General features: G+C 62.1%; 33 protein-coding genes. 13 read left to right on the top strand and 20 right to left on the bottom strand.

All coding sequences use genetic code 11. The annotated features are described in order from the left end of the window. The first annotated feature begins 29 nt into the window (after window positions 1-29). From AC3A4H_RS11745 to aat, 6 genes are all read left to right on the top strand, one after another. Window positions 30-1,427, top strand: coding sequence for a M48 family metalloprotease (locus AC3A4H_RS11745; RefSeq protein WP_487766844.1), 1,398 nt, complete (start codon window positions 30-32; stop codon window positions 1,425-1,427). Window positions 1,428-1,585: 158 nt separating this feature from the next. After that, window positions 1,586-2,401, top strand: coding sequence for a DsbA family protein (locus AC3A4H_RS11740; RefSeq protein WP_487766843.1), 816 nt, complete (start codon window positions 1,586-1,588; stop codon window positions 2,399-2,401). Window positions 2,402-2,545: 144 nt separating this feature from the next. Then, window positions 2,546-2,977, top strand: a complete 432-nt coding sequence (aroQ, locus tag AC3A4H_RS11735; RefSeq protein WP_348779432.1) for a type II 3-dehydroquinate dehydratase — start codon at window positions 2,546-2,548, stop codon at window positions 2,975-2,977. Between the two features lie 29 nt (window positions 2,978-3,006). Then, complete coding sequence (accB, locus tag AC3A4H_RS11730) at window positions 3,007-3,483, top strand: acetyl-CoA carboxylase biotin carboxyl carrier protein (RefSeq protein WP_348779431.1); 477 nt, start codon at window positions 3,007-3,009, stop codon at window positions 3,481-3,483. A gap of 7 nt (window positions 3,484-3,490) precedes the next feature. Continuing rightward, entirely contained in the window at window positions 3,491-4,834 is a 1,344-nt protein-coding gene (gene accC / locus AC3A4H_RS11725; protein ID WP_348779430.1) for an acetyl-CoA carboxylase biotin carboxylase subunit, read from the top strand. Between the two features lie 115 nt (window positions 4,835-4,949). Next, entirely contained in the window at window positions 4,950-5,567 is a 618-nt protein-coding gene (gene aat, locus AC3A4H_RS11720; protein ID WP_348779429.1) for a leucyl/phenylalanyl-tRNA--protein transferase, read from the top strand. Between the two features lie 71 nt (window positions 5,568-5,638). Here the strand turns inward: aat and AC3A4H_RS11715 are convergent, their stop codons facing one another. From AC3A4H_RS11715 to AC3A4H_RS11685, 7 genes are all read right to left on the bottom strand, one after another. Then, the gene (locus tag AC3A4H_RS11715; protein ID WP_348779428.1) at window positions 5,639-6,082 is read right to left on the bottom strand and encodes a DUF2155 domain-containing protein; all 444 of its coding nucleotides are present in this window, start codon (window positions 6,080-6,082) and stop codon (window positions 5,639-5,641) included. Between the two features lie 118 nt (window positions 6,083-6,200). Next, window positions 6,201-6,599 carry an NADH:ubiquinone oxidoreductase subunit NDUFA12 gene (locus tag AC3A4H_RS11710; protein WP_348779427.1) on the bottom strand — a complete coding sequence of 133 codons (399 nt, stop codon included), beginning with the start codon at window positions 6,597-6,599 and terminating at the stop codon, window positions 6,201-6,203. Between the two features lie 113 nt (window positions 6,600-6,712). Further along, entirely contained in the window at window positions 6,713-7,183 is a 471-nt protein-coding gene (locus AC3A4H_RS11705) for a GNAT family N-acetyltransferase (RefSeq protein ID WP_348779426.1), read from the bottom strand. A gap of 23 nt (window positions 7,184-7,206) precedes the next feature. Then, window positions 7,207-7,698 (bottom strand): GNAT family N-acetyltransferase, encoded by a 492-nt coding sequence (locus AC3A4H_RS11700; protein WP_348779425.1) that lies wholly within the window; start codon window positions 7,696-7,698, stop codon window positions 7,207-7,209. Between the two features lie 2 nt (window positions 7,699-7,700). Beyond that, entirely contained in the window at window positions 7,701-9,203 is a 1,503-nt protein-coding gene (gatB, locus tag AC3A4H_RS11695) for an Asp-tRNA(Asn)/Glu-tRNA(Gln) amidotransferase subunit GatB (RefSeq protein ID WP_348779424.1), read from the bottom strand. Between the two features lie 237 nt (window positions 9,204-9,440). Continuing rightward, on the bottom strand, window positions 9,441-9,872 hold the full coding sequence (locus tag AC3A4H_RS11690) for a CBS domain-containing protein (RefSeq protein ID WP_487766842.1): 432 nt from the start codon (window positions 9,870-9,872) through the stop codon (window positions 9,441-9,443). 107 nt (window positions 9,873-9,979) lie between these two features. Beyond that, window positions 9,980-10,714 (bottom strand): rhomboid family intramembrane serine protease, encoded by a 735-nt coding sequence (locus AC3A4H_RS11685; RefSeq protein ID WP_487766841.1) that lies wholly within the window; start codon window positions 10,712-10,714, stop codon window positions 9,980-9,982. 348 nt (window positions 10,715-11,062) lie between these two features. Between AC3A4H_RS11685 and AC3A4H_RS11680 the strand changes: the two genes are divergently transcribed. Beyond that, window positions 11,063-11,698 carry a PAS domain-containing protein gene (locus AC3A4H_RS11680; RefSeq protein WP_487766840.1) on the top strand — a complete coding sequence of 212 codons (636 nt, stop codon included), beginning with the start codon at window positions 11,063-11,065 and terminating at the stop codon, window positions 11,696-11,698. 109 nt (window positions 11,699-11,807) lie between these two features. Then, entirely contained in the window at window positions 11,808-12,413 is a 606-nt protein-coding gene (locus AC3A4H_RS11675) for a PilZ domain-containing protein (RefSeq protein WP_487766839.1), read from the top strand. Window positions 12,414-12,422: 9 nt separating this feature from the next. Here the strand turns inward: AC3A4H_RS11675 and AC3A4H_RS11670 are convergent, their stop codons facing one another. Beyond that, complete coding sequence (locus tag AC3A4H_RS11670; RefSeq protein ID WP_487766838.1) at window positions 12,423-12,893, bottom strand: nuclear transport factor 2 family protein; 471 nt, start codon at window positions 12,891-12,893, stop codon at window positions 12,423-12,425. A 304-nt stretch (window positions 12,894-13,197) separates the two neighbouring features. Between AC3A4H_RS11670 and AC3A4H_RS11665 the strand changes: the two genes are divergently transcribed. Next, on the top strand, window positions 13,198-13,821 hold the full coding sequence (locus tag AC3A4H_RS11665; protein WP_487766837.1) for a transglutaminase-like cysteine peptidase: 624 nt from the start codon (window positions 13,198-13,200) through the stop codon (window positions 13,819-13,821). 120 nt (window positions 13,822-13,941) lie between these two features. Here AC3A4H_RS11665 and AC3A4H_RS11660 read toward each other — a convergent pair whose 3' ends face one another. Next, window positions 13,942-14,469: a gamma carbonic anhydrase family protein gene (locus tag AC3A4H_RS11660; protein WP_487766836.1), complete on the bottom strand. Its 528-nt coding sequence runs from the start codon at window positions 14,467-14,469 to the stop codon at window positions 13,942-13,944. A 163-nt stretch (window positions 14,470-14,632) separates the two neighbouring features. Between AC3A4H_RS11660 and AC3A4H_RS11655 the strand changes: the two genes are divergently transcribed. Continuing rightward, on the top strand, window positions 14,633-15,367 hold the full coding sequence (locus AC3A4H_RS11655) for a hypothetical protein (protein WP_487766835.1): 735 nt from the start codon (window positions 14,633-14,635) through the stop codon (window positions 15,365-15,367). 20 nt (window positions 15,368-15,387) lie between these two features. On the opposite strand, the gene AC3A4H_RS11650 is transcribed toward AC3A4H_RS11655, so the two are convergent. The 6 genes from AC3A4H_RS11650 to AC3A4H_RS11625 form a co-directional block, all read right to left on the bottom strand. After that, a complete protein-coding gene (locus AC3A4H_RS11650) occupies window positions 15,388-15,591 on the bottom strand; it encodes a DUF3126 family protein (protein ID WP_348779416.1) in 204 nt (67 codons plus the stop codon). Window positions 15,592-15,726: 135 nt separating this feature from the next. Then, complete coding sequence (gene cysE, locus AC3A4H_RS11645) at window positions 15,727-16,575, bottom strand: serine O-acetyltransferase (RefSeq protein WP_348779415.1); 849 nt, start codon at window positions 16,573-16,575, stop codon at window positions 15,727-15,729. A gap of 237 nt (window positions 16,576-16,812) precedes the next feature. Further along, window positions 16,813-17,304, bottom strand: a complete 492-nt coding sequence (locus tag AC3A4H_RS11640; protein WP_487766834.1) for a Spy/CpxP family protein refolding chaperone — start codon at window positions 17,302-17,304, stop codon at window positions 16,813-16,815. A 320-nt stretch (window positions 17,305-17,624) separates the two neighbouring features. Beyond that, entirely contained in the window at window positions 17,625-18,395 is a 771-nt protein-coding gene (locus AC3A4H_RS11635; RefSeq protein ID WP_487766833.1) for an alpha/beta fold hydrolase, read from the bottom strand. A gap of 34 nt (window positions 18,396-18,429) precedes the next feature. Next, entirely contained in the window at window positions 18,430-18,936 is a 507-nt protein-coding gene (locus AC3A4H_RS11630) for a DUF192 domain-containing protein (RefSeq protein WP_487766832.1), read from the bottom strand. Window positions 18,937-19,067: 131 nt separating this feature from the next. After that, window positions 19,068-19,661: a cold-shock protein gene (locus AC3A4H_RS11625; protein ID WP_487766831.1), complete on the bottom strand. Its 594-nt coding sequence runs from the start codon at window positions 19,659-19,661 to the stop codon at window positions 19,068-19,070. Window positions 19,662-19,878: 217 nt separating this feature from the next. Between AC3A4H_RS11625 and AC3A4H_RS11620 the strand changes: the two genes are divergently transcribed. Both AC3A4H_RS11620 and AC3A4H_RS11615 read left to right on the top strand, forming a co-directional pair. Further along, window positions 19,879-20,319 carry a VOC family protein gene (locus AC3A4H_RS11620; RefSeq protein ID WP_487766830.1) on the top strand — a complete coding sequence of 147 codons (441 nt, stop codon included), beginning with the start codon at window positions 19,879-19,881 and terminating at the stop codon, window positions 20,317-20,319. 137 nt (window positions 20,320-20,456) lie between these two features. Further along, a complete protein-coding gene (locus tag AC3A4H_RS11615; protein WP_487766829.1) occupies window positions 20,457-21,989 on the top strand; it encodes an acyl-CoA carboxylase subunit beta in 1,533 nt (510 codons plus the stop codon). A gap of 43 nt (window positions 21,990-22,032) precedes the next feature. Here AC3A4H_RS11615 and AC3A4H_RS11610 read toward each other — a convergent pair whose 3' ends face one another. The 3 genes from AC3A4H_RS11610 to AC3A4H_RS11600 all read right to left on the bottom strand — a co-directional run bounded on the left by AC3A4H_RS11610 (window position 22,033) and on the right by AC3A4H_RS11600 (window position 23,429). Then, on the bottom strand, window positions 22,033-22,395 hold the full coding sequence (locus AC3A4H_RS11610) for a hypothetical protein (protein ID WP_487766828.1): 363 nt from the start codon (window positions 22,393-22,395) through the stop codon (window positions 22,033-22,035). Window positions 22,396-22,485: 90 nt separating this feature from the next. Next, entirely contained in the window at window positions 22,486-22,734 is a 249-nt protein-coding gene (locus AC3A4H_RS11605; protein WP_348779407.1) for a ParB N-terminal domain-containing protein, read from the bottom strand. Window positions 22,735-23,135: 401 nt separating this feature from the next. Further along, complete coding sequence (locus AC3A4H_RS11600; protein ID WP_487766827.1) at window positions 23,136-23,429, bottom strand: Dabb family protein; 294 nt, start codon at window positions 23,427-23,429, stop codon at window positions 23,136-23,138. A gap of 257 nt (window positions 23,430-23,686) precedes the next feature. Between AC3A4H_RS11600 and AC3A4H_RS11595 the strand changes: the two genes are divergently transcribed. Beyond that, window positions 23,687-24,049: a hypothetical protein gene (locus tag AC3A4H_RS11595; protein WP_348779405.1), complete on the top strand. Its 363-nt coding sequence runs from the start codon at window positions 23,687-23,689 to the stop codon at window positions 24,047-24,049. An 84-nt stretch (window positions 24,050-24,133) separates the two neighbouring features. On the opposite strand, the gene AC3A4H_RS11590 is transcribed toward AC3A4H_RS11595, so the two are convergent. Together AC3A4H_RS11590 and AC3A4H_RS11585 are read right to left on the bottom strand one after the other, a co-directional pair. Beyond that, entirely contained in the window at window positions 24,134-26,113 is a 1,980-nt protein-coding gene (locus AC3A4H_RS11590) for a bifunctional 2',3'-cyclic-nucleotide 2'-phosphodiesterase/3'-nucleotidase (RefSeq protein WP_487766826.1), read from the bottom strand. 234 nt (window positions 26,114-26,347) lie between these two features. Beyond that, a complete protein-coding gene (locus AC3A4H_RS11585; RefSeq protein WP_348779403.1) occupies window positions 26,348-26,821 on the bottom strand; it encodes an Lrp/AsnC family transcriptional regulator in 474 nt (157 codons plus the stop codon). Window positions 26,822-26,966: the final 145 nt, after the last annotated feature.

Genomic DNA, 26,966 nt, shown 5'->3' with positions numbered 1-26,966 from the left:
CCTTTGCTCGTCTACCAGTGGTTTTCACTATGCAGACACCATTTTTCTCCGCGCTCGTTTCAAAAGTCGCCCGGCCTTTTGCCGCGGCTTCGCTGGCTGCTGCGCTGACGCTGTCGGCCTCCGCAAGCGCATTCGCGCAGAGCGGACTTGCCATCGTGCGCGACGCTGAGATCGAGGCGCTGGTGCGCGACTATGCAAGGCCGATCCTCAAGGCGGCCGGCCTCAAGTCCGGCGTGGATATCATCCTCGTCAATGACCGCAGCTTCAATGCTTTCGTGCTGGGGCGGCGCATGTTCATCAACACCGGCGCCTTGCTGCAATCTGAAACGCCCAACGAGATCATCGGCGTCATCGCGCACGAGGCCGGGCATATCGCCGGCGGCCACCAGGAAAGGCTGCGCGAACAGCTGGCGCGGGCGCAGACCATGGCGATCGTCTCCACGCTTCTGGGCGCCGGCGCGATCGTGGCGGGCGCTGCGACCAACAGCAACGAACTGGCGCAGGCCGGCGGCGGCATCGCCATCGGCGGCGGCGAAATGGCGCGGCGCAGCCTGCTTGGCTACCAACGCACCGAGGAAACCACGGCGGACCGTTCCGCGATCACCTATCTGGAGGCGACAGGCCAGTCGGCCAAGGGCATGCTGACCACGTTCAAGCGGTTCCAGAGTGCTCTGTCTCTGTCCGGCGCGCGGGTGGACCCTTACCAGATCAGCCACCCGACCCCGCAGGACCGCATTTCCAATTTGCAGCAGCTGGCCGCCAGCAGCCCGAACTACGAGCGCAAGGACTCGCCCGAGTTGCAGCTGCGCCACGACATGATGCGCGCCAAGATCGCGGTCTACACGGACGGACAGGGAGGAGCCTCGCGCCTCTTCCGCAACAATCCACGCGGGCTGGCCGCACAATATGCGGACGCCATGGTCACGCACCTCCACGGCAATCCCCGCTCGGCCCTGGCCAAGGTCGACGCGCTGCTCAAGCAGCAGCCCAAGAACCCCTATTTCCACGAACTGCGCGGCGATGTGCTGATGAAAGCAAACCAGCCGGCGCAGGCAGCGGAAGCTTATGCCACGGCCGTGCGCCTCGATCCGGTCAAGTCCGGCGTCCTCCCTGTGTCCTACGGGCAGGCGCTCCTGGCGATAGGCAAGCCGGACGCGCTGAAAAAGGCAGTTGCGCAAATCCGCAGCGGACTGGACCGCGACCGCGAGAACGCCACGGCCTATCGCTACCTGGCACAGGCCTACGGCCAGCTTGGCGACATCGCCGAAGCGGAGCTGGCAACGGCCGAGGGACACTACTACAGCGGGGTCTACCAGCAGGCGAAGATTTTCGCTGCCCGCGCGCAGCAAAAGTTCAAGCCCGGTTCGCCGGGCTGGATACGCGCGCAGGACATCATCAACTACAAGCAACCGGGCAAGAAGAAATAGGCGGGCACGCGCGGGCTCAATCACGGCATTTTTTGTCACCAGAGGCTGGATTTTGCCTCTTGGAGACCAAACTCCTGCTATGGAGTGCCGACTCGGCGAAAAATTGCGCGCCCACATCACCCGGCAACAGCTGAATACAGGCAAGGACAGGTTTTAGGATGAACAAGGCAATTCTGTTGGGTGCGGGCGGCGCCGCAATGGCTCTTGCGGTGCTTGCCGCTGGCTTCGTGGCGGGGCGCTCGCCGGCAGTCGATCCGGTCACGGTAGCGCAGATAAGCAAGGACGACGCAGCAGGCCAGCTCACCCGCAAGGACGTCGAGACCATCGTGCGGGAATATCTGCTCGAGAACCCCGAAATCATGTACGACGTTCAGCAGGCGCTGGAAGAAAAGCAGCAGGAAAAGCAGCGCGTCGCCCATCAAGCGGTGATCAAGGACGCCAAGTCGGAAATATTCAACTCGACCTATGACGGCGTTGTCGGAAATCCCAACGGCAAGGTCACCATCGTCGAGTTCTATGACTACAATTGCGGCTACTGCAAGCGCGCCCAGCAGGACATGCTGGCCCTGACCGCCGCCGACCCGGAACTTCGCTTCGTGCTGAAGGAATTCCCCATCCTTGGCGCCGATTCGCAGAAGGCGCATGTGGTTTCAATGGCGTTCCGCGCGCTGGCGCCTGAAAAATACGGCGAGTTCCACAATCAGCTCCTAGGCGGCAAGGGGCGTGCAGACGAAGCCGCAGCCATCAAGGTCGCGACGGCGCTGGGCGTAGACGAAGCAAAGCTGCGCGAAGAGATGAAGAACCCGGCGATCATGGAGGCGTTCGCCAACACCTACGATCTTGCCAACAAGCTTTCGATCAGCGGAACGCCGTCCTATGTGGTCGGCAACGAGGTGGTGTTCGGCGCGCTCGGCAAGGATGCGCTGACCGAAAAGATTACAGCGGCCAAAGCCTGCCTTGACGCGGGCTGCTGATTTGAGCTTTTGCAGAGTATTGCGGCCGGGAAAAGAGCGCGCTTGTGGACAAGAAAGCCGCTGCGCTCTTTTCGCAGACGTTTAAGACAATTATAGAGATTGCGGCGTGCCGGTTGGCGACTGGCGCGGAGAAAGGTCCTTACATTGAAAACGGTCTACGTTCTGAACGGCCCAAATCTCAACGCGCTGGGCAAGCGCGAACCCGGGATCTATGGCGGAACGACCCTGTCCGGCATAGAGGACGACTGCCGCAAGGCAGGAGCGGCGCTGGGGCTCGCCATCGAGTTCCGCCAGTCCAACCATGAGGGCGACCTGGTCGACTGGATCCAGGAAGCCGGCGACAAGGCTGCGGGCATCGTCATCAATGCCGGCGCCTATACCCACACGTCCATCGCCATTCACGACGCCATCCGCGCGGTTTCGCTGCCGGTGGCGGAAGTGCATCTTTCAAACATCCATGCGCGTGAGCCGTTTCGCCACGTCTCCATGGTCGCGCCAGTCGCGGTCGGGATGATCTGCGGCTTCGGCCCACTTGGCTACACACTGGCGCTGCAGGCGCTCGCTGCTCGCATCTGAGCGGCCGGACAAGAAGAAAAGGCTCAAATATGTCGATAAAAAAGACCGGTGTTGACCAGCAACTGATCCGCGACCTTGCGGGCATCCTGAACGACACCAATCTGACCGAGATCGAGGTTGAGCTCGGCGACCTGAAGCTGCGTGTGTCGCGGCACGCGCCGGCGGTGCATGCCATTGCTGCCCCGGCTCCCGTTGCTGCGCTGCCTGCCCCGGCCGCTGCACCGCAGATTGCAGGCCCGGCTGCCGCACCTGCCCCGGCTGCCGACCTGTCCAAGAACGCCGTGCCCTCGCCCATGGTCGGCACCGCCTACCTGGCACCGGCTCCGGGCGCCGCGGCGTTCATCGAGATCGGCCAGACGGTGAAGGAAGGCCAGACGCTGTTGATCATCGAAGCGATGAAGACGATGAACCAGATCCCCTCGCCGCGCTCAGGCACCGTGAAGGCGATCATGGTGGAAGATGGCCAGCCGGTGGAATACGGTATGCCGCTGGTGGTCATCGAATAGGTCCAGGATGTTCCAGAAAATACTTATCGCCAATCGCGGCGAAATCGCCCTCCGGATCCTGCGCGCAGCCAAGGAACTGGGCATAAAGACCGTGGTCGTGCATTCGACTGCCGATTCCGATGCGATGCATGTGCGCCTTGCCGACGAGGCCGTCTGCATCGGCCCGCCGCCCTCGCGCGACAGCTACCTCAACATCCACCAGATCGTGGCGGCCTGCGAGATAACCGGCGCCGACGCCGTGCATCCGGGCTACGGCTTCCTGGCGGAGAATGCCAAGTTCTCCGACATACTGGCGGCCCACAATATCACCTTCATCGGACCCTCGGGCGACCACATCCGCACCATGGGCGACAAGATCGAAGCCAAGCGCACCGCCAAGCGCCTCGGCATTCCGGTTGTGCCGGGCTCCGAAGGCGCGATCACCGACGAAAACGAAGCCAAGCGTGTTGCCGCCGAGATCGGCTATCCGGTCATCATCAAGGCTTCCGCCGGCGGCGGTGGCCGCGGCATGAAGGTGGCGCGCAGCGAGGACGATCTGGTTGCTGCCCTGCATACGGCCCGTTCCGAAGCTGGTGCGGCCTTCGGCGACGATGCCGTCTACATCGAGAAATACCTCGAAAAGCCGCGCCACATCGAAATCCAGGTATTTGGCGACGGCGCCGGCAAGGGCATCCACCTGGGCGAGCGCGACTGCTCGCTGCAGCGCCGCCACCAGAAAGTCTGGGAAGAGGCGAACTCCCCTGCTCTGAACGAAGAGGAGCGCGCGCGCATCGGCGCGATCTGCGCGAATGCCGTGGCCGACCTCGGCTATTCGGGCGCGGGCACCGTCGAGTTCCTCTACGAGAACGGCGAGTTCTACTTCATCGAGATGAACACGCGCCTTCAGGTGGAGCACCCGGTGACCGAGGCGATCACGGGCATTGACCTTGTGCACGAGCAGATCCGCGTGGCTTCCGGCGGCGGGCTGTCGGTGAGGCAGGAGGACATCCGCTTCCAGGGCCATGCCATCGAGTGCCGCATCAACGCCGAAGACCCGCGCACCTTCGCGCCGTCGCCTGGCACGATCACCCACTTCCACACCCCGGGCGGCCTTGGCGTGCGTGTCGATTCCGGCGTCTATTCCGGCTACCGCATCCCGCCCTACTACGACAGCCTGATCGGCAAGCTGATCGTACACGGCCGCAACCGCGTGGAATGCATGATGCGACTGCGCCGCGCGCTGGACGAGTTCGTGGTGGACGGCATCAACACCACGCTGCCGCTGTTCCGCGACCTGGTCGGCAATATCGACATCGCCAACGGCGACTACGACATTCACTGGCTGGAAAAACACCTCGCGGCCACGGAATAGCGTATAATCGGCCTGAACCGAAAATGTTTCGGATACGGAACATGAACAGGACCGATGGGCCCGTACAACAAGACAGCGCCCGCAGGGCGGGCGTTGTCGGTTTGGAGGTACGGCCATGACCCGTCCCTACGCGCCCGGCTATCGCATACCCCCCGACCTGTTGCTGAAGGCCTATGCGTCTGGCGTATTCCCCATGGCAGAAAGCGCCACAGACCCGGAAGTGTTCTGGGTACGCCCCGAGATGCGGGGCATCATTCCCCTCGACACTTTCCATGTGCCGAAAAGCCTGCGCAAGACGATACGCCAGAACCGGTTCGATATCCGTATCGACACTGATTTTGCCGGGGTGATCGACGGCTGCGCGGAAGAGCGCGCCGAACGCGAGACCACCTGGATCAATGCGCCTATCCGGGAGGCCTATATCGCCCTCTTCGAGCGCGGCCATTGCCATTCGGTGGAGGCCTGGCGGGACGGCGAGTTGGTGGGCGGGCTCTACGGCGTCAGCCTGGGCCGCGTCTTCTTCGGCGAAAGCATGTTCTCGAAGGTGACGGATTCATCGAAGGCGTGCCTGGTGCGGCTGGTCGAGAGGCTTAACGAGCGGGGCTTTGCTCTGCTGGACACGCAGTTCACCACCGAGCACCTAAAGCGCTTCGGCGCTATAGACGTGCCGCGCGGGACCTATGAGAAGCTTCTGGAAGCGGCGTTGCGTGGCGAGGCCACCTTCTATCCCTGAGCGCGCCGTAGTGTTCTGTGGGCCTCCTGGGGCGGCTGGGCGGCGTGCACGCTTGGAACGTGCGACCCGCGTCAGTTGCTCTTCGAAGCTTCCGGGGCCGGCACGTCGGACTTCGCCTTGCAGCCCTTCAGCCACACGTCATAGATCGCGTGCTCGACCGCGTTGAGGCCCGGGCTTTCGGCAAACATCCAGCCTGTGAAAATGCGACGGATTTTCCGGTCCAGCGTGATCTCGTCGACCTCGACGAAGGAGTCGGTGCGGGGCTCCTCGCCGTCCGCGCGCGCATAGCACACGCGCGGAGTGACCTGCAGCGCGCCGAACTGCACGGTCTCATCGATATAGACGTCGAATGTGATGATGCGGCCGGTGATCTTGTCGATGCCGGCAAATTCGGCCACCGGGCTGCTGGTGCGCTCTGCAGCCGCCGGCGAGATCAGCGCGGCAATGGCCACGGCCGATGCCGCCCAGACGGTTGCCACCCGTTTGCCCAGCGAAATCCGACCGAAAACCGTCATCTGAAAATACCGGAAATTGCGCCTGACCACCGAAGGGCGGTCAAGCATGTCGCCCCATCAATCATCAAGTGGTTAGCCGCAAAATGTGGCGAGAAAACATTCTTTGCCGGCGCGACGCTCACGCGCCGGGCGTCCAGGCGTCGTAGTCGCCGGTAACCACGGGGCGATGGCCGGTGCCCAGAACCGAGCCCTTCGGCCGGTAGGCGGCTGCCGTGCCGGTCAGGTTGGACTGGTGCGGCTTCTGCCACGGGCGCGGCTGGTAATTTTCCTTCGAGGGAGGCGTGTCGACGCGATGATGCATCCAGCCATGCCAGCCGGCCGGGATCTTGGAAGCCTCGGCGATGTCCTTGTAGATGACCCAGCGGCGAGTACGGCCTTCCGAATCGGTGCCGCCCTCGTAATAGATGTTGCCCCACTCGTCGCGGCCCACTTCGGTGCCGTTACGCCAGGTGTGGAAACGGGTTCCGAGCGTCTGCCCATTCCACCAGGTAAAAAACTGCAGCAAGAACTTCTTCATCGGATTCCTCGCGGCCGAAGCGCGTCGATCAACTGGATGCCTTATGGCTCCCGCGGGGCCTAATGGCAAGGGTTAACGCGGCTATCACCGCGTTTGACCGGGAAGTCGGACGGCTAAAGCTTCAGCTTGAAGCCGGCATGGCTCTGTTCGAAGCCCAGCCGCGCGTAAAAGCGGTGGGCATCGGTGCGCTTGAGGTTCGAGGTGAGGTAAACCGTGCGCACGCCGGCGGCCGCGCCCCGCGCTATCGCATACTTGATCATGCTGGCGCCTATGCCCCGCCCACGCATGTCCTGCCGCGTCTGCACCGCTTCGATTCGCAAGGTGGCCGCGCCGCGCCCGGGCATGCTCACGATCAGCGTCGTCTGGAACGTGCCCACAACCTCGCCGTCCAGTTCGGCGACATAAAGCTCGTCATTCGGGCTCGCAGCGATCCTGTCGAACGCCCTTTGATAGAGGGGCAACATTTCGGTGTCGGTGGTGTCGCCATGGCCGCCGAGCGCATCGGCGGCGAACATCGCCACCATTGCCGAGACGTCTTCGCGGCGCGCGGGCCGGATCGTCAGCGGATTCGACAGGTCGGACATTGCAGGCTCCTCAACGCTCTCGTTCAGGCAAGCAACTTTTCGAGAACCACAGCCGGCACGTCAAAGTCGCCCGGGCCCGACATCTCGGCGGTTCCAGTGCGGACAAACCCGTTCGCCTCGTAGAAAGCCAGTGCGGGCGCGTTGGCCGCTTCGACCTCGACGCGTATCCGGGATGCGTCGGGAAAGCAGCCTTCGATTTCCTCGAGCAGGAGGCGGCCAAGGCCGCGCCCATGGCACGCCGGGTGCACGTAGAGCTGGTGAAGCACCACGACCGTCTGGTCGCCGGTGGCGGTGGCAAATGCCATGCCGCCAAGCCGCTCGCCGTCGTCGACGACCACGAACTCGGAGTTCGGCCGGCTCAACCGCGCCTTCAGCGACGCGATCGAGTGCCAATCGTCGGTCAGTTCGGCAATCTGGTGCTCGCCGTAGATCGCATCGTAGGTCGCCTGCCTCGTCTCGACCAGAAGCTCGCGAATGGCTGGCAGGTCGCGTTCGCTCGCAGAACGGACGAACATCGCTACTCGACGATCTCGAGCTTGGCCTTGACCAGGTCGTTGACCGCCTGCGGATTGGCCTTGCCGCCGGTGGCCTTCATGACCTGGCCGACGAACCAGCCGGCCATGCTGGGCTTGGCGCGGGCCTGCTCGGCCTTGTCCGGGTTGGCTGCGATCACCTCGTCGACAGCCTTCTCGATGGCGCCGGTGTCGGTGACCTGCTTCATGCCGCGGCTCTCGACCAGCTCGCGCGGATTTCCGCCCTCGTTCCAGACGATCTCAAACAGGTCCTTGGCGATCTTGCCGGAGATGGTGCCTTCCTTGATCAGGTCGATGATTGCACCGAGCTGATCGGGCGAAACCGGAGCGTCTTCGATGGACTTGCCGGCCTTGTTCAAGGCGCCCAGCAGATCGTTGATGACCCAGTTGGCGGCAGCCTTGCCGTCGCGGCCGGCCGCTACCTTCTCGAAATAGTCGGCAATGGCCTTTTCCGAGACCAGGATCGAAGCGTCGTAGGCCGAGAGGCCGAGCGCATCGACCAGGCGCTGCTTCTTGTCGTCCGGCAGTTCCGGCAGGTCCTTCGCCAGGGCGTCGACATAGGCCTGGGTGAACTCGAGCGGCAGCAGGTCCGGATCGGGGAAGTAGCGGTAGTCGTGCGCCTCTTCCTTCGAGCGCATGGAGCGCGTCTCGCCCTTGTTGGGGTCGAACAGGCGGGTTTCCTGTTCGATCGAGCCGCCATCCTCGAGTATCGCGATCTGGCGCCGCGCCTCATATTCGATGGCCTGGCCGACGAAGCGGATGGAGTTGACGTTCTTGATCTCGCAGCGCGTGCCGAAAGGCTCGCCCGGGCGCCTCACAGAGACGTTGACGTCGGCGCGCATGGAGCCCTCGTCCATGTTGCCGTCGCAGGTGCCGAGATAGCGCAGGATGGTGCGGAGCTTGGTGAGATAGGCCTTGGCCTCGTCGGACGAGCGCATGTCGGGCTTCGACACGATCTCCATCAGCGCCACGCCGGAACGGTTGAGATCGACATAGGACATGGTCGGGTGCTGGTCGTGCATGGACTTGCCGGCGTCTTGCTCCAGATGCAGGCGCTCGATGCCGACTTCGATATCCTCGAACTCGCCCTTCTTGTCGGGGCCGACGGAAACGATCACCGTGCCCTCGCCGACGATCGGCTGCTTGAACTGCGAGATCTGATAGCCCTGCGGCAGGTCGGGATAGAAGTAGTTCTTACGGTCGAACACGGACTTGAGATTGATCTGGGCCTTGAGGCCGAGGCCGGTGCGGATTGCCTGCTTGACGCACTCCTCGTTGATGACCGGCAGCATGCCGGGCATGGCCGCGTCGACGAGGCTGACATTGGCATTGGGAGCCGCGCCGAAGGAGGTCGAAGCGCCGGAGAACAGCTTGGCGTTCGACGTTACCTGCGCGTGCACCTCCAAACCAATGATGACCTCCCAATCGCCGGTGGCGCCGGGGATCAGGCGTTTCGGTTCTGGCGTGCGGGTGTCAATGATTGTCATGGCGTTCCGGAAACGTTTGGGACCTAATCCGCGGATCAGCCGATGCTAGCGGATCAACAGAAAGCTGACTTTCGCTAGATCAATCGGCCGGCTGTTGCAAGCTTTCCGCAAAACCGGCACGGTCTGCAGCTTCGAAAGGCACGCATATCGGCATCGAAGCTGGGCTGGGAAACCCACTCTGCGCGCTACGACGGCTCGCGCCGGGCGGCGCCTCGGACACCGGTCGGCACCCTCGCATCAGGCCGTGGCGATGTAGGTTTTCATCTCCTCGGCCTCGCGCTCGACGTCTTCGATCCGCCGCTTGACCACGTCGCCGATCGAAATGATGCCGTCCAGCCGGCCGTCCTTTTCCACCGGCAGATGGCGGAACCGCCCCTTGGTCATGATCTCCATGATCTCGTGGACGGTGTGGTTTTCGTTGCAGATATTGACCTTGGGCGTCATCACCGCGCGCACCGGCTGTTCCAGCGCCGCCGCCCCTTCCCTGGCCAGTACACGAACGACATCGCGTTCGGACAGAATGCCGACCACCTTGCGATCGTTGTTGGTGATCACCAGGGCGCCGACCTTGTGCTCTGCAAGCCGCCTGATTGCTTCTGCCAACCGCTCGTTGGGGCCGAGCGTAAAAACTTCGTGCCCCTTCGCCTCGAGAATCGCCTTCACCGTCATGGCGGCCTCCTCTGACTTGCAGCCCGAAATGGCCAAGGGCGTTATCGTGCGCCCACGCGCCTTTCATTTCAAGGTCGAAGGAGGCGCCCGCCGACGGGAGGGCAGTTCTACCGTTCTGCGGCTCGGCGCCTGCGATCAAAGAACTGGATGCCGAAGAAGCCCACGACAAAGCCGCCGACATGCGCCTCCCAGGCGATCCGGTCCGACACCCCGGGCACGAAGCTTACAACGCCGGTGACGAAATTGATGACCATCCAGACGATCAGGAAGGTCATGACGGTGCGCGAGCGGAACACCATCTTCACCGGCAGCGGGTTGCCGGAAAAGGCGGCTTTGCCCGACGACCGATCGATGACGAACCCGAATCGGGCAGCCGCTCCCATCATGCCGGCAATCGCACCGGAGGCCCCGATCACCGGCGAAGGATCGAGCTGGTGCACGCTGTAGTGAAGCGCCACCGCGGCCAGACCGCAAACCGCCCAGAACAGGGCAAAACGCGCAGGGCCCAGCCGGTTGGCCAAGGGCGAGCCGAATGCAGCCAGCCAGATCATGTTGACGATGAGGTGGGCGAAACTGCCATGCAGGAAGGCATAGGTGAACGGGCTGGTGAAGGCGTAGATGTCGATTCCGTCCGGCGCTGAATAGCGGATCGGTATGAAGGCGGCACGCAACAGCAGCGCCAGATCTTGCTGCGGCGTAAGCACATAGAGCCGCAAGAAGTGGACACCCACGCAGAGCGCGACGGCCAGCAAGACAATGCTCGGCAGATTGAAGACGGGCTCGCGGCCGCCCGGCGTGGGGCGGTTTGTGTGGGGGGGATCCTGGGGATTGTTGGCCTGCATTCCGGCTTCCGAGCGTCGTGTCATACGTCGCCTTTAACGCAGCACAGGCGAATCATAAAGAAAAGCCGTCCAAAGTTTTCCTCTGGACGGCTGGTCGAGCCCCCCTGCTCGCCCCAAATCTTTTGACTGAAGTGCTGCGGCAGCCTTGGCTACCGATGACTTCAGCGTGCCACAGCATGGATTGTCGGGCAACATCAACCATTTGTTAACCTTAACAGCCCGGAACGGTTAACAAACCGATAACAGGTCTGGCACGCAACCTGCCTCGCCAAGCATGTAGTTCCTCGAACAACGCCTTTCTGTTCGCCGATGGGACACAAGACGACAGACTGCGCGGAGCGGAGCAGCATGAAACAAGACGGATCGATCAAACTGTTCCACTATTGGAACCGATTGCGGAATGGGCGTCCCGCGCCCAAGCGGACCGAAATCGAGCCGGCCGAGATCAAGACCCTGCTGGCCGACACGTTTATCCTGGAGCAGGACAGCCGCGGCGAGGCCGTTTTCCGCCTGGCCGGCACTCGCCTGTGCGCGACCTATGGGCGCGAATTGAAAGGCTTCTGCTTCCCGTCGCTGTGGCGCGAAAAGGATCAGAGGCTGGTCGCCCGCCTGACCCATGGTGTTTTTCATGCCAAGTCCGTCGTCACCATCGCTTTCGACGGATACTCCTCGAACAGCCGCATCAACCCCTTCGAGCTTCTGCTTCTGCCATTGGACGGCGGACCTGAAAGCCCACGCGCGCTGGGCATCGTCAGCCCCTGCGAAAGGCCGTTCTGGCTGGGCGCCGACCCGCTCGTCGACGCGATGATCGACTCGGTGCGCGTAATCGATCCCGACCGTGAGCCGATGTTCCTGAAGAACCGGCCCGAGATCCCCGTGCCCTCGCTGGCGCCGAGCGACCACGCCCTTTCCGATTCGATGAAGTCGCTGGGTGCGAAGCGCGTCCGCCATCTGGTGGTGCTGAAGGGCGGCCGCGAGGAGTAGTGGGCCCTGCCCGCCTGGGCCGTCTTACCCGTTGTTAACCTCTAGGCGACTAAATTAACCCTGCCGCCGCGCGAAAGCGCGTGGCCGTTTGCATGCGACAGGGGCAGTCATGAGAGCAGCGGCGATCAGCCAAGCGCCGTCAACGGTCGAGAAGCGCAATTTCCAACGCGTTCGCGTCCATATCCATGGGCGGCTGATGCTGGAAGACCGCAGCGAGCATCCCTGCAAGGTCATAGATATGTCGCCGGGCAGCGTAGCCCTTTTGTGCAACGGAATGGGCCAGCCCGGACAAAAGGTGATCGCCTATCTCGATCACATCGGCCGCGTGGAAGGCGCCATCACCCGACTGCTGCCGAACGGCTTTGCCATGACCATCGCGGCCTCGGACCGCAAGCGGGACAAGCTCGCCGCGCAGTTGACCTGGCTGGCCAACAAGCACGAACTGGACCTGCCGGAAGACCGCAGGCACGAACGCGTGTCGCCGCGCAAGCCGATGAGCACGCTGCGGCTGGCGGACGGTCGCCAGTATGACTGCCGGATCATCGATCTGTCGCTGTCGGGCGCAGCCATCGAAATAGACGTGAAGCCTGCATTGGGCGTGCAGGTGATGCTCGGAACCATGCGCGGCCAGGTGGTTCGCCACTTCGAAGAGGGCATCGCCATCGAGTTCGCAGTGGTCCAGAGGCCGGAAACCCTCGATTCCGAGTTTTCCTGAGGCGCTCTGCTAATCTTCCGCCTCGTCGGGAAAGAACCGCTCTGGAATGCGTTTTGCCTGGGTTTCCACGTCCCAGGCCTGAGAAGCTATGCGCCAACCATCGTCGTTGCGCACCAGCAGGAACATCTCCACGCTGCGATTTGCCCGGCCGGCATTCTCGACCTGCTCGCAAACTGCGGCCGCTATCGCGACATTGCCGAACACGCAAATCTCGCAGCGCTCAAGCGATTCCTGGAACATTCTTAGCGTGGTCTGCTCCAGGTTCTTCATCCGATCCATGAACGACTGGACCGTCTGGCCGCGCGCAGGCCGGGCGCTGGCATAGAGAAACGCTTCGGGCACGAAGTCTGCCGAGAATGCATCCAAGTCGCCTGGATGGTTTGGCGTCCAGCTCAAGCTTGAAAACTGCCGCGCAATCAGCGCCCTGATTGCCTGCCTGTCTTGATCCTGGAGATCGGCCTTGCTGACGTCGTTCTTCATTGCGCACTCCTCCGTGCGGACTGAAGTCGCATTTGAGATAACTCCCAAGCAGCTAAGCTCGGGCGCGCACGCTAATCAGCACAGCATACGCGCCGCCCCTGCCGCGAGCAATTGCAACCGGCCTGGCACTCGGAGCCACGAAGGTGAACGGTCTCCATCAAAATCCGTTCAAATTTTCAGAAAACTTGCATTCAGTTTTATTCTTAGTTTCCTCAAATAACTACTTCATTTGACGCGCATTTCACTCAACATCTAACGCGATGTTTTGCGTGGAATAAATCCGCTCGTGTCAGTGTGACCGCAAATGGGATGTGTCACAGTGACAAGAACAAAAAGACTGGCGTTGGTCGTAGCGGCGTTTCTGGGCCTTGGCGGGCTGGCCGGAGAGGCTTACGCCGCCGAAGCATTCATGCAGGTGGGCGCACGCACGACGCAGCCGGTGGGGCATTATGATCTCTGCCGCCAGCTGCCGAAGGAGTGCAGCCAGAAGACGGAGAGGAACTCCGAGCTTGAGCTGACGCGCAAGCTTTGGGCTGCGATCGTTGCCGTGAACAACGAGGTCAACAGCCAGATCCAGCCGCGCACCGACATGGAGAACTACGGCGAAGAGGAGCACTGGGCTTATCCCGAAAACGGCTTCGGCGACTGCGAGGACTACGCGCTGGAGAAGCGCCGCCGCCTGATGGCGCTCGGCCTTCAGGCCGGCGACCTGCTGATGACGGTGGTGCGCCAGTCCAACGGGGACGGCCACGCCGTTCTGACCGTCCGGACCAGCCATGGCGACTTCATTCTCGACAATCTGGAGCCGCGAGTGCTGGCCTGGACCGACACCGAATACACCTATCTGAAGCGCCAGTCGGAGCGGCATTCCGGCGTTTGGATGCAGATTAACGACGGCCGTGCCGACGCAGTGGCAAGCTTGTATTGAGCGGGACGACAGAAAACCCGGTCCTGTCCCCCCTTCCCCAAAGACCGGGCTTTGGGAGCCGGCTTCCCCAATAGGGCCGGCTCCCTTTTTCTTGCCCGAAACGAAAGCCGCGGGGCCGGCTCAGAGCGTTTGCAGCCCGGCCTTGAAGCGCTTGGCGTTCTCGACATAGTGCGTCGCCGACGCACGCAGTCGTTCGACCGCCTGATCGTCCAGCATGCGCACCACTTTTGCCGGCGAACCGACGATCAGCGAATTGTCCGGAAACTCCTTGCCCTCGGTGACCAGGGCGCCCGCCCCGACCAGGCAGTTCTTGCCGATCTTCGCTCCGTTCAGCACGATCGCGCCCATTCCAATCAGGCTGTTTTCGCCAATGCTGCAGCCATGAAGAATGGCCCGATGGCCGATGGTGCACCCCTGCCCGATCGTGAGCGGAAAGCCGGGATCGGTGTGCATCACCGTATGTTCCTGGATATTGCTGCCGGCGCCGATCTCGATCCGCTCATTGTCTCCACGGATGACCGAGCCGAACCAGATGCCCACGTCGCGGCCGATTCCGACGCTGCCGATCACGGTTGCGTCGGGCGCGATCCAGCTGCTTTGCTCGTCCTCGAATTCGGGTCTCGTCCCATCGATTGCGTAAAGAGGCATTTCTTCTCCCTGCCTGAGATGTGGCGCGCGGCCTGGAGAACAGCCTAGCCGGGCGGAGCGCCCAGCGGCAAGCCGTGACCGAGCCGCTCCACCGGGCCCTCGTTTACCAGCCATTTACCATGAGATTGCAAGGTTGGCAGCGTCGGCCACCAGGAGAGCCACCATGAAGCGGGCCGCCGTGCCGCAGCCGCAAGAAGCCGTCAGATCCGTCGATAATGCGCTGATGAAGAAGGTCTTCCACATCTTCGCCGCGCTCGGGCTAGTATCCGCCGCCATCAGTTACGGCGGCAACTGGCTCGGCCGGTCTCTGGCGCTGGCCGGCCACACCGACGACACGCGTCTGCATGAGGTCGTGATCGGCAACAACGTGATTTCGGCGCCGGCAAATGCGATCCGCTTCGAAAAGGCAAGACGCGACGGCGTCGCAACGCGGCTCGACCTCTATTTGCGTTGGCCGAAAATGGAGGGGTATACGGCGGCGACCCGCGACGACTTCAACAACGCCGACGGCGGCCGGCACATCCTGTTTCTCAGTTTCGACGAGCGGATGATGTCGCGCGACATGAGCGGACGCTTTGCGCCGATCTACAGTTCCTTGATCGAGCGGCCGGGAACGGCCGGTCCGGGCGGACTCGTGCTCTACGGATTCACCGAGAAATCTGGCTACATCAATGAAGAACTGGCGGTTGCCGAACGCCCAGGCGAGGAGCCTTTCGTGGCGCGCTGCCTTGTCGGCCCGAGTGCGGAGGAATCGCTTGCCCCGTGCGAGCGCGACATTCACCTCGGCGACGAACTGAGCCTCAGCTACCGATTTTCCAGAGAACTCCTGGAGGACTGGCAGCGCCTGGAGGCGAGTGTGCGGGCCAAGGCCGCGCAATACGTGAAGACCGGCCGCTGACGCGGCCGGCAGGGACGGTGTCAGTCCAGATCGACGTCGAGAATGGCCATCGAGAAGTTGTAGTCGCCGTCGTCCTCATCCTTGAAGACGATGCCGAGGAACTCGTCGCCGATATAGACTTCGGCCGAGTCGTTCTTGCGCGGCCGCGCCTTGACCTGCAACTGCGGATTCTGGAAGGTCCGCTTGAAATATGCGTCGAGTTTTCTGATTTCTTCCGGCTTCAACACTCTTCTCCCGGTGGCGGGGTGGTTCGATGAACAGCGCTTCTGACACGCCTTGAACGGCAATGTAAAGGCGCACGGCACAAACTCACCGGACAAATGGCAGCGCCCGCCAGCAGCTGCCAGGAACCCCGGAGCTTAGATGTCGAAACTGACGACGTGGTCCATGGCCTGCGAGGGCAGGAACTGATCCATCTGGCGCGAAGGCTGATCGCAACCGGTTTCACCCACGACACGGGCCGGTACGCCGGCCACCGTCTTGTTGTGCGGGACGGAAGACAGCACAACCGATCCGGCTGCAACCTTCGCGCAGTGACCCACTTCGATGTTGCCGAGAATCTTGGCGCCGGCGCCGATCAGCACGCCGTGCCGGATCTTGGGATGACGGTCACCTCCCGCCTTTCCGGTACCGCCCAGCGTGACGCCATGCAGGATGGAAACATCGTCCTCGATTACCGCCGTCTCGCCCACGACCAGCCCCGTGGCGTGGTCGATGAAAATGCCCTTGCCGATTTTCGAAGCCGGATGAATGTCGGTCTGGAAAACGGAAGAGGAGCGGCTCTGAAGATAGAGCGCGAAATCACGCCGGCCGCAGTTCCACAGCCAATGCGCCAGCCGGTGTGTCTGGATGGCGTGGAAGCCCTTGAAATAGAGGATCGGCATCAGGAAACGGTCGCAGGCAGGATCGCGATCGTAATAGGCCTGGATGTCCACCCGCACTGTCGACGCCCAGCCCGGATTGTCGGCCAGCATGGCCTTGAAGGCCTGGCGGATGAGATCGGCACCGAGGTCCTGGTGCGCCAGGCGCTCTGCCAGGCGATGCATCACCGCATCCTCGAGCCTGTCCTGGTTCAGGATGGTGGAGTAGAGGAAGGCGGCAAGCACCGGGTCGCGCGATACGGCTTCCCTTGCCTCCTCCTGCACCGATCTCCAGATCGGGTCGATGGGTTGAAGCGCTCCGTGGCGAGTTGCGCTGCTAGTCGTCATGGGAAGTCTCCGTTGCCAGGCGGCATCAACGTCAGGCTGACATATAGGTCAGAAGATACCAGGTTTGAACCCAATTTTCCTGAACCGAGCTTCAAGGGATCGTGCTTGCTGGAGCTCGAGGTCAAAAAAGGAAAAAAATGCCCGCACCGGGGCCGGGCGGGCATTTTTGAAGTTCCAGAATCTTATCGTGCGAAGTGAGGCGCCCTGCCACGGCAGGGATGAGGACAATGCGGCGCGTCAATCTTCCGCGTCGTCATCCTCCATGCCCCGCATGTGGCTTTCGGCAGCGCCCCTCATCTCGTGCAGGACATGCATTGCCAGAACGCGCAGCCGCATCTTCTGCTTGTCGTCGAGGCTCTGATAGAGGGGCTGCCAGGCTTGCGCGAGCTGCTTGAGCGTGGCGGCACGCTTGGCCATGTTGTCGGCACGGTCGTTCAAGAATTCGAATACGTCGCGCTTCTCCTCGCGCGGCTTTGCCATGGCCTCAAGGCGGGCATGTCTGGCTTCTGCCCGCGCACGGATAGCTTGCTCCACGGGCGGCCATAGTTTTTCTTGTTCGGGCGTGAGCTGAAGCGCGGTCTTGACCACGTCAATTCTGGCATCCGTCAAGGCCTTCCAATCGACCGAGTTCAGCAGCTCCTGGGCGCGTTCGGATGGCGTCTGAGTTTGGGCCAGCGCTGGCCCAGCGATGAGCAGGGCTGTCAACCCGACAAGTGCTGTTCGCAACATGTTGATCTTCCTTTTCTTTCCGAGAAAGATGGTGATCGGCCTAGTTGGGCTCTGCGGGTCCGGAAGTGGGACCCAAAGGTTGCCGGAAGCAACCTCCGGCATTCTGCCAACGGCACAGAGCCGTTCCTTGATCCAACGCAATTTGCCTTGCCATGCCGCCGCGAACCGAATGCGCGGCGATCACGTTTGCGGCATGGCCAGGCGGCAGGAGGGAAACGCCGCCCCAAGCTCGACGGCAGCCAGCCGGAGCATCTCGCATCCAGCGGGAAGCCGAGATCCCGGACTTCTGTTACGGTGCGGCGCGGTGCCGGTCAGCCGGTTTACAGCCGGTTTTCCGCGAGAAATTCCAGCACGCGCTTCTTGAAGGTCCGGTCGCCGACCGAGAGCATGTGGTCCCTGCCCTCAATGTCGAAGGCGACCGCATTCGGCATGAGCGCCGCCAGTTCTTCAGGGGAACCGGCGATGTCATCCCTGGTGCCCACTCCGATCAGCGTCGGCTGCATGATGCGGGCAACTTCCGCTTCGCTCAGCAGTTCGCGCGAGGTGGAAATGCAGGCGGCAAGCGCTGCACGGTCGCTCTTGGTCTGGTCGGCGAAGGCCCGGAACATTTGCCCGCGCGTGTGGCCGATGGCTGCGGGATCGGGTGCCAAAAGCGCCTCGGCGATGGGATCCCAGTCGCCGACGCCCTCAATCATACCGATGCCCAGACCGCCCAGCACGAGCGTCGCGACCTTCTCTGGCGTCGCCAGTGCCATGAAGGCCGAAACCCGAGCGCCCATCGAATAGCCCATGACATGGGCGCGCTCGATGCCGAGATGGTCGAGCAGGGCCACGGCATCGCTCGCCATTTTCTCCGGCGTATAGTCGTCGGCGTTATAGCTCTTGGTCGACAGTCCGTGGCCGCGATTGTCGAGCGCTATGGCGCGATAGCCCGCTTCGGTCAGCGTCTTGACCCAGCCCGGCGCAACCCAGTTTACGATGTGGCTGGAGGCGAAGCCGTGAATGAGGAGAACGGGTTCAGCCTCACCGTGATGCGGTGCACGGTCGATGAAGGCGAGTTCGAAACCGTCGTGGGAAAAAAACTGCGTCACGCTTGCGAGCCCTAACTGAAAAGGCGCGCCGAGCCTAGTTGCCGGGCTGGACAGCGCCGATGACCGGATGGCGGAAGAGATCGCCTTCCTGGATGCCGGCCTTTTCGGCCATGCCGGCTTTCAATTCAAGCACGAACCGCACCGGATCGTCGGGCGCGATCAAGGCCTCCGAGAACGGCTCGCCGCGGCGCACCGCCTTCACCTTGCCGTCCTGGCCTATGAAGATGAGGTCGAGCGGCATAGGGGTGTTCTTCATCCAGAACCCGACCGGCCGCGTCTGTTCGAACACGAACAGCATGCCATGGTCGTCTCCCATCTGCTCGCGAAACATCAGGCCGGCGGCGCGCTCGGCATCGTCGTCGGCAATCTCGATGGAAAAGGCGCGCTCGCCGCTGTCGGTGACCGCCACGAGCGGTGTCGCGTCGGTGGGCAAAAGCATGGGCTGCCCGTCAGCGGCGGACGGCTGCAGGAAAACGAGAGAGGTGACTATGCCGACGATTGCGGCAAGCACCGCGCCGGCCAACCAGAACCTGCGGATCATAAGAATGTCTCTTCTATCGCGGGCCATCAAAAAGCCGGCCCGGCCGCCATCGTACCAGAAGCAACCGCCCGCCGCATGCAGATGGAGAGCAATGTGGAACGACGGCCGGGCCGGACAGGCGGAGGCTAAGCCTAGTGCGGAATGGGCAGTGTGCCGATGTCGGGGTGGATTTCGGCTGCCATGAGGCCCTTGTCACCCTTGCCGTAGCGCAGAAGAACCACCTGGCCGGGGCGAAGCTCGGTCAGCCCGTAGCGGCGCAGGGTTTCCATATGGATGAAGATGTCTTCCGTGCCTTCGCCGCGGGTCAGGAACCCAAAGCCCTTGGTGCGGTTGAACCATTTCACCAACGCGCGCTCGAGCCCGCTCTCCGCGGTCACCGCCACATGGGTGCGCTGCACATTGTTCTCGGCAGGATTCGCCGCCGTCGAATTGTCCATCGACAGGACCTGGAAGGCCTGCAAGCCGCGGTCGCCCTGACGAACCAGACAGACGACGCGTGCGCCTTCGAGCGCGGTCTGGAAGCCGTCGCGACGCAAGCAGGTCACATGAAGGAGAATGTCGGCGCCGCCGCCGTCCGGACGGATAAAGCCGTAGCCCTTGGCTACGTCAAACCATTTGATGGCGCCCGAGACCTCGACAAAATCGACGCCATCGTCGATCTCATCGCGTTTCAAGGCCGCTTCTCCGGCCAAGTCCCGCCCCGCGAAAGAGGCTCTGTCCCCCATTCGACCGCACCTTTTTCTCGTAACGACGCAACTGATTCTTAAATGCAGATTAACACTTTGGGTTTGCTCGTGTGCAAGAGCCGGGGGCCGGATTTTTCGTTGAAGCCTGCGTAATACTGTGGATCAACTTCAGTGAGCCGGCGGCAAAGGCTTTGTCCGTTGCCGCGCCGCAGCACCGCTGCCATATGTTCGTAAGCTCCACATAAGGACTGAAAAAATGCGCTATCTGCACACCATGGTTCGCGTTGCCGACATCGAGGCATCGCTTGATTTCTACTGCAACAAGCTCGGCATGAAGGAGATGCGCCGCTACGAAAGCGAAGCGGGCCGGTTCACGCTGATCTATCTCGCCGCCAGCCACGACGAGGGTGCCGCCGCCTCCGCAAAGGCGCCGCTTCTCGAGCTGACCTACAACTGGGATCCGGAAAACTACACCGGCGGCCGCAATTTCGGGCATCTCGCCTATGAGGTGGACGACATCTACGCCACCTGCCAGCACTTGATGGACAAGGGCGTAACCATCAATCGCCCACCTCGCGACGGCTACATGGCGTTCATCAAGTCGCCGGACGGCATTTCGATTGAACTGCTGCAGAAGGGCGAGGCGAAGGAGAAGGCCGAGCCCTGGGCGTCCATGCAGAACACCGGCACCTGGTAATAGGCGAAACCGCGCCCGCGTTTTTCCAGGGAGGCGGGCGGGCAAGCGGGGCGCTCGCGCTCGCGGCGATGTTTGCGCGCCCTTGCGGTCGTGCTAACACCTTCATGCAAGGTTTGGGCCCGAGGGAGCGTTTCGCAATGAAAGACGTGCTGAAGGAACTCGAGCGCCGGCGCGAAATCGCGCGTGCCGGCGGCGGCAAGGCCCGCGTGGAGGCCCAGCACGCCAAGGGCAAGCTGACAGCCCGCGAGCGCATCGAAATCTTCCTCGATGAAGGCTCCTTCGAGGAGTTCGACATGTACGTCGAGCACCGCTCGACCGACTTCGGCATGGAGAAGACCAAGGTCGCCGGCGACGGTGTCGTGACCGGCTGGGGCACGGTCAACGGGCGACCGGTCTTCCTTTTTGCCAAGGATTTCACCGTCTTCGGCGGATCTCTTTCAGAGGCGCATGCGGAAAAGATCCAGAAGGTGCAGGACATGGCGCTGCGCAACCGCGCGCCGATCATCGGCCTGTACGACGCTGGCGGCGCGCGCATCCAGGAGGGCGTGGCGGCGCTTGGCGGCTATGCCGAGGTGTTCCAGCGCAATGTGCTCGCCTCGGGCGTCATTCCGCAGATCTCCGTCATCATGGGCCCATGCGCCGGCGGCGACGTCTATTCGCCTGCCATGACCGACTTCATCTTCATGGTGCGCGATACGTCCTACATGTTCGTGACCGGGCCGGATGTGGTGAAGACCGTGACCAACGAGACGGTGACGGCCGAGAGCCTCGGCGGCGCCTCCGTCCACACGACGAAATCCTCGATCGCCGACGGCGCTTACGACAACGACGTCGAGACGCTGCTACAGATGCGCCGGCTGATCGACTTCCTGCCGGCCTCCAACACCGCCGAGATTCCCGAGATCGAGTGCTTCCAGTCGGTGACCGAGCACGACCTGTCGCTCGACCGACTGATCCCCGACAACGCCAACAAGCCCTACGACATCAAGGAACTGATCCTGAAGACCGCCGATGAAGGCGACTTCTTCGAGATCCAGCCGAGTTTTGCGAAGAACATCGTCGTCGGTTTCGGCCGCATAGAGGGCCGCACGGTCGGCTTTGTGGCCAACCAGCCGATGGTGCTGGCCGGGGTGCTTGATTCCGATGCCAGCCGCAAGGCGGCGCGCTTCGTGCGCTTCTGCGACTGCTTCAACATCCCCATCGTCACCTTCGTCGACGTTCCGGGCTTCCTGCCGGGCACGAGCCAGGAATATGGCGGGTTGATCAAGCACGGGGCCAAACTTCTGTTCGCCTACGCGGAGGCGACGGTGCCGAAGGTGACCGTGATCACCCGCAAGGCCTTCGGCGGCGCCTATGACGTGATGGCCTCAAAGCACCTGCGCGGCGACATGAACTATGCCTGGCCGACGGCGCAGATCGCGGTTATGGGAGCCAAGGGCGCGGTCGAAATCATCTACCGCAAGGACATCGGCGATGCCGAGAAGATCGCGGCGCACACGAAGGCCTATGAGGATCGATTCCTCTCCCCCTTCGTGGCGGCCGAGCGCGGCTATGTCGACGAGGTGATCATGCCGCATTCCACCCGCCGGCGGGTGGCGCGGGCGCTACGCATGCTGCGCAACAAGGATTTGCAGAACCCCTGGAAGAAGCACGACAACATTCCGCTTTGAGAGAGGTTAGCGCCGGTCCGCTGGCGCGTCAGATTATTACTTCTCAGGCCGCCGAGCCGACCGCAAGGGCATCGTCCTGGAATGCAAACCCATCATAGCGTACGCCGGCGAAGGCCAGCCGACGCATGACAAGGTTGTATTCGTCCAGATCGACGTAGAAGAGCCTGGTAATCTCGGCGATCAGATCGTCCTGATCGTAGCCGCGCGCACGCAGGATGTTGACCGCCGTGAGAATATCGACGCTTTCCGTCAGGCGCGGCTTCAGACAATCTTCGATAATGTTCTGCATCGGCAGCCCCTCGCCAATTGCCCAAACACAGATACAGCAACGAACGCTTTGCAGAATGGAGGCGGTCGCTTGCGCCAGCCTTACGGCTTCGGCGACTTTTTCGCGGCGACCGGACACACGAAGACAGGCCCGCCTCACTCAAGGCCACGATCAGATTATCACGGGAGAGGCTTGACGCTATTTGCGGCGGCTTTGGATTGGAAGACGTCAGTGGCGGCGCGCCTGCACCAGATAGCTCTCGATGGTCGTTTCCCCGAGCCACTTCATGGCTTCCAAACGATGCAGCCCCTCAATCAGAACATATCGCTTGCCGTCGAAGCGCACCTGGATCGGTGTCTGCTGTCCGTTTTCCACGATGCTTTCGGCAATGAACCGCACCGTTTCCGGATGAAGCGTCTTGCGGCGCGCGGCCGGGACATAGATCTGGCTGATGGGAATTTTCTGAGGTCTGAGCATGGCCTCGCCAACAGATGTGGAGCTTCGCCATGATTAGTGCTTTGGCGCCGGATGTCCATGCCCGTTACCGAGAGTGACCCGGCCAGAGCGCGCTGCTACGCTGCGCTCCGACCGGGTGCCCTCCCCTGAAGGCTGCGTCGGCGTCATCGGGCGAGCCCCCCAACGGCTGGCGCGAGAGCGACGCACATCAATTCAGCAGCAACATCCGTGCCAATCATGATTTTTGAGCCCTGGCCGCGACAACTGCGGGACTTTCCGGCGTGTTGCTCGCGGCGGCAACGATGAACAGGCTGCGCGATTGACAGGGTGTGACCCGGTTTGGGCCAACAACGTCGCCGAAAGAGAACAGCTGTCCCAATTTCGGCATGGCGGCGGTCGCACCAGATCGAGAAGGGTGTTAGCTATCTTTGGTCAGCGACAACGTCGGCCGAAAAGCGCAGTTCGCGCATGGGCCTGACCTTGCGGGTCGTTTCATCATAGATGGGGTGCGCCTTAAAGGCGGCCAGCGCCGTGTCATCAGCAAATTCGGCGTAAACGACGAAGTCGATCGCATCGCACATCGGGTCGACCTTGGAGTTGACCGTCACTTCGAAGTGGCTGGAATGCGGTATGGCAGCAAGCGCGAGCAGCCCGTTGCGGATAGTCTCGACGTCCTGCCCTCGCTTGGCGCTGAAGAATACAATGTGCCGGATCAATTTCGCCTCCTTCGAGTCTGGGAGGCGCCCTTTTGGGGTCTCGCGGCGGCGCTCGTCAATGCATATGCGCGTGCCAGTTTCCTCATCACGGACTCCTGCCTCAGCCCCGCTCGACAATCGCGAGTCAGTGATTTGATGTTGAGGAATGGCAGGCCTACTTTTTGGTATGTGAGCGAAGATAGGAATAAGCCCCCCTCAACTTATCTTCGAAATTCTTGGCCCATTACTTGATGGGCAAAGAAAAACGGAGAACAAAAATGAAAAAAATCATTATCCCCATCGCCCTGGGCATTGTAGCCGCAAGTGCTTCCATGGCTTCAGCCCAGTTCTTCAATCCGCGCGGCGGCGACGCGGCCCCGCCTGTGGTGTTGTTCCATCCACCGACGAACATTGACATAACAGGCCGTGCCGGGTTTGGCGGGTTCGCAACTACCACACCCAACATGCGCGGCGGCGACGCGGCACCTTCGTCCGTTGTCGTCAACCCGCCCACCAGCCTCGACATCACGGGCCGCGCAGGTTTTGGCGGCTTTGCAACCAGCACACCCAATATGCGCGGCGGCGATGCCGCACCTTCCTCGGTCATCGTCAATCCGCAGGATGTCATCCTCGAGCGCTAGTCCCCGCCTAGCGCAGGTTGCAGAAGGGGCGGCAGGTCATCCTGCCGCCCCTTTGCTATGTCTGCTTTGCCCAGGCGAAAACGGTTAGAGCATGATGCGATATTTCGCAAAGCCGTCGGCGCCCTCGCCTGCGGCTTCGATCTTCACGCTCTGTACCTGGTCGAGGAACTCCTTCGCCTTTGGCCCGGTCTCGAAAATCACGGCTGTGCCTGGCATCGGCGCGAACGACCAGTTGCTGTCGGCGGAAGGATTGATGGTCTTCTGCTCCACGATGTAGCGCACGATGACGTCGCGGTTGGTGTCAGGCGCCTCGACGATGATCTTGGTTTCGTTGATGTCCGGGAAATTGCCGCCGCCGCCGGCGCGGTAATTGTTCGTGGCAACCACGAATTTCGCCTGGGGATCAATGGGTTTGCCGTCGAACATGAGCTCGAGGATGCGGCTCGACCCCGCATTGGTCACCTTGCCCTTCGGGTCATATTTCGGCGGCTGCGACAGATCGATCTTGTAGGTCACCCCGTCGATGACGTCGAAATTGTAGGACGGAAAGTCCTTGTTGATGAGCTCCTGGCCGGTCTTGCCGGGTTCGATCTGGTTGAAGATGCCAGCCGACATCTCAAGCCACTCCTTGACCTGCGCTCCGGTGATTTCCACTGCCCGCACGGTGTTGGGATAGAGGTAGAGATCGGCCACGTTCTTGATCGCCACGTCGCCGGCCGGCACGTCGGTGTAGTAGTCGGCACCGCCGCGGCCGCCCGCCTTGAAAGGCGCCGCCGCAGAAAGCACCGGCAGGTCCTTCCACTTCGTTTCCTTGAGCAGGTCCTTGATGTACCAGATCTGCGCCTGGCTCACGATCTGCACCGACGGATCGTCGGCAACCAGTGCAAAATAGGAATAGAGCGGCGCCGTGGTCTTGCCGACCGGCCGGCGGACATAGGCCAGCGTTGCCTCGTGGTCTTCCTTGAGAGCGTCGGCGATGCGGTTGTCGTCCTCAACGAGGGCCTTGTTCTTGTTGTCGACGCGCTCGTAGATCGGCCGCGCCTCCGAGGTTGCCGACACCACGCGCCACTTGCTGCCGTCGCGTTCGAGCAACAGATCGACCAGCCCCATATGCGAGCCCCAAAAGCCGCCCATCACGGCAGGCTTGCCCATCAGCGTGCCCTTTTCGGCATCCACCCCCTCGAGGCCCTGAAAATCCTTCCTTCCGGGGAAGACCAGGTGCTGGTGGCCGGTGAAGATCGCATCGATGCCTTCCACGCCGGCCAGGAAGAAGGAGGCGTTTTCCATCATGTCGCTTTGCTTCACATCGATGCCGGAGTGCGAAAGCGCGACCACGACGTCGGCGCCCTCCTCCTTCATCTGCGGCACCCAGGCCTTGGCTGCCTGAACGATGTCGCGGGTCATGACGTTGCCCGAAAGGTTCTTGGCGTCCCAGATCATGATCTGCGGCGGAACGAAGCCGATGACGCCGATGCGGATCGGATCCTCCTCGCCGGCGCCGTCCTTGATCTTCCGGTCGAGGATCACGTAGGGCTTGAGATAGAGCTTGTCGTCGCGAGGGTTGGAGGCGAGCTCCGTGCCGCGGATCAGGTTGGCGCAAACGAATGGGAAGTTGGCGCCGGCCAGCACCTTGTCGAGGAAGGACAGGCCGTAGTTGAACTCGTGGTTTCCGAGCGTCGAACACTCGTAACCGAGCAGGTTCATGCCCTTCATGATTGGGTGGACGTCGCCTTCCTTCAACCCCTTCTCATAAGCGATGTAGTCGCCCATGGGGCTGCCCTGCAGAAGGTCGCCATTGTCGACCAGCATGGTGTTGGTGGCTTCCTTGCGCACGGCATCGATCAGCGAAGCGGTGCGGGAAAGCCCCATCGTGTCGTTCGGCTTGTCGGCGTAGTAGTCGTAGGGCAGCACGTTCACATGGATATCGGTGGTCTCCATGATCCTGAGATGGGCCTGGTTGGCCTGTGCGCGCGCCGAAAAGGGATGCAACATCACCAGGGCGCCGGCAGCGGCGGAGCCTGCTAGAAACGACCGGCGCGAAATCGAGGGAAGCACTTGCGACATGCGTTTTCTCTCCTGTGAAAAGGCTCAAAAAAAATCGACGTCGAAACCCGGAGTTTCGCGCCGAATTCCTGGCGAGTCCAGCAGGTGAGGATGACGGGGCAATGACAGGCCGCTGACTGCAGCACAGGCATGGCAATTTCGGATGCGCGAAAGCCGGACCAACCAGCCCGACCTGGCACCCTCGCAAAACGAAGACGCTCACCACAATGGCGGCGTCATGGAAGGAAACGGCCCTCAGGCCAGTTCGGGCTTCATGCCAAGGGCGGTGCGGTCGATGATCTCGCGCAGCGCGAAGGACGAGTTGATCTTCGTCACGTGCGGCATGGCGGTCAGCCATTCCTTGTGGATGCGTTCGTAGTCCGCCAGATCCTTGGCGGCGATGCGCAGGATGTAGTCGTATTCGCCCGACATGAGGTGGCAGGAGAGCACGTTGGGGCAGCGTTTGATCGCGGCTTCAAAGTCCGACAGCGTCTTTTCGAACTGCCCCGAAAGCGAAATGTGCACGATCGCCGTCATCTGGTGCCCGAGCGCCGCATTGGAAAGCCGCGCATGGTACCCCCGGATCACGCCGCTCTTTTCAAGGTTGTCGAGCCGGCGCGAACAGGCCGACTGCGACAGCCCGACTTTCTCGGCCAGGGCAGCATTGGGAATGCGCCCATCGCGCTGCAGAGCGTCCAATATGGCAATATCGATGCGATCGAGTGACACTTTTCGGCATTCCTTCGAATAACTATCTATTTCACGCAAGAATTATCCGCGCCATCAGCGCCACGCAACAAAATTCGCAAGGATGCGCGAGCGAATCTGTGATTTCATCACCTTACCCTACGTAAAGGGACAACAGTGGAGGACC

It is taken from the genome of Pseudaminobacter sp. Soil_N_29, assembly GCF_057656055.1.
This window is presented reverse-complemented; position numbering and strand designations above follow the sequence as displayed.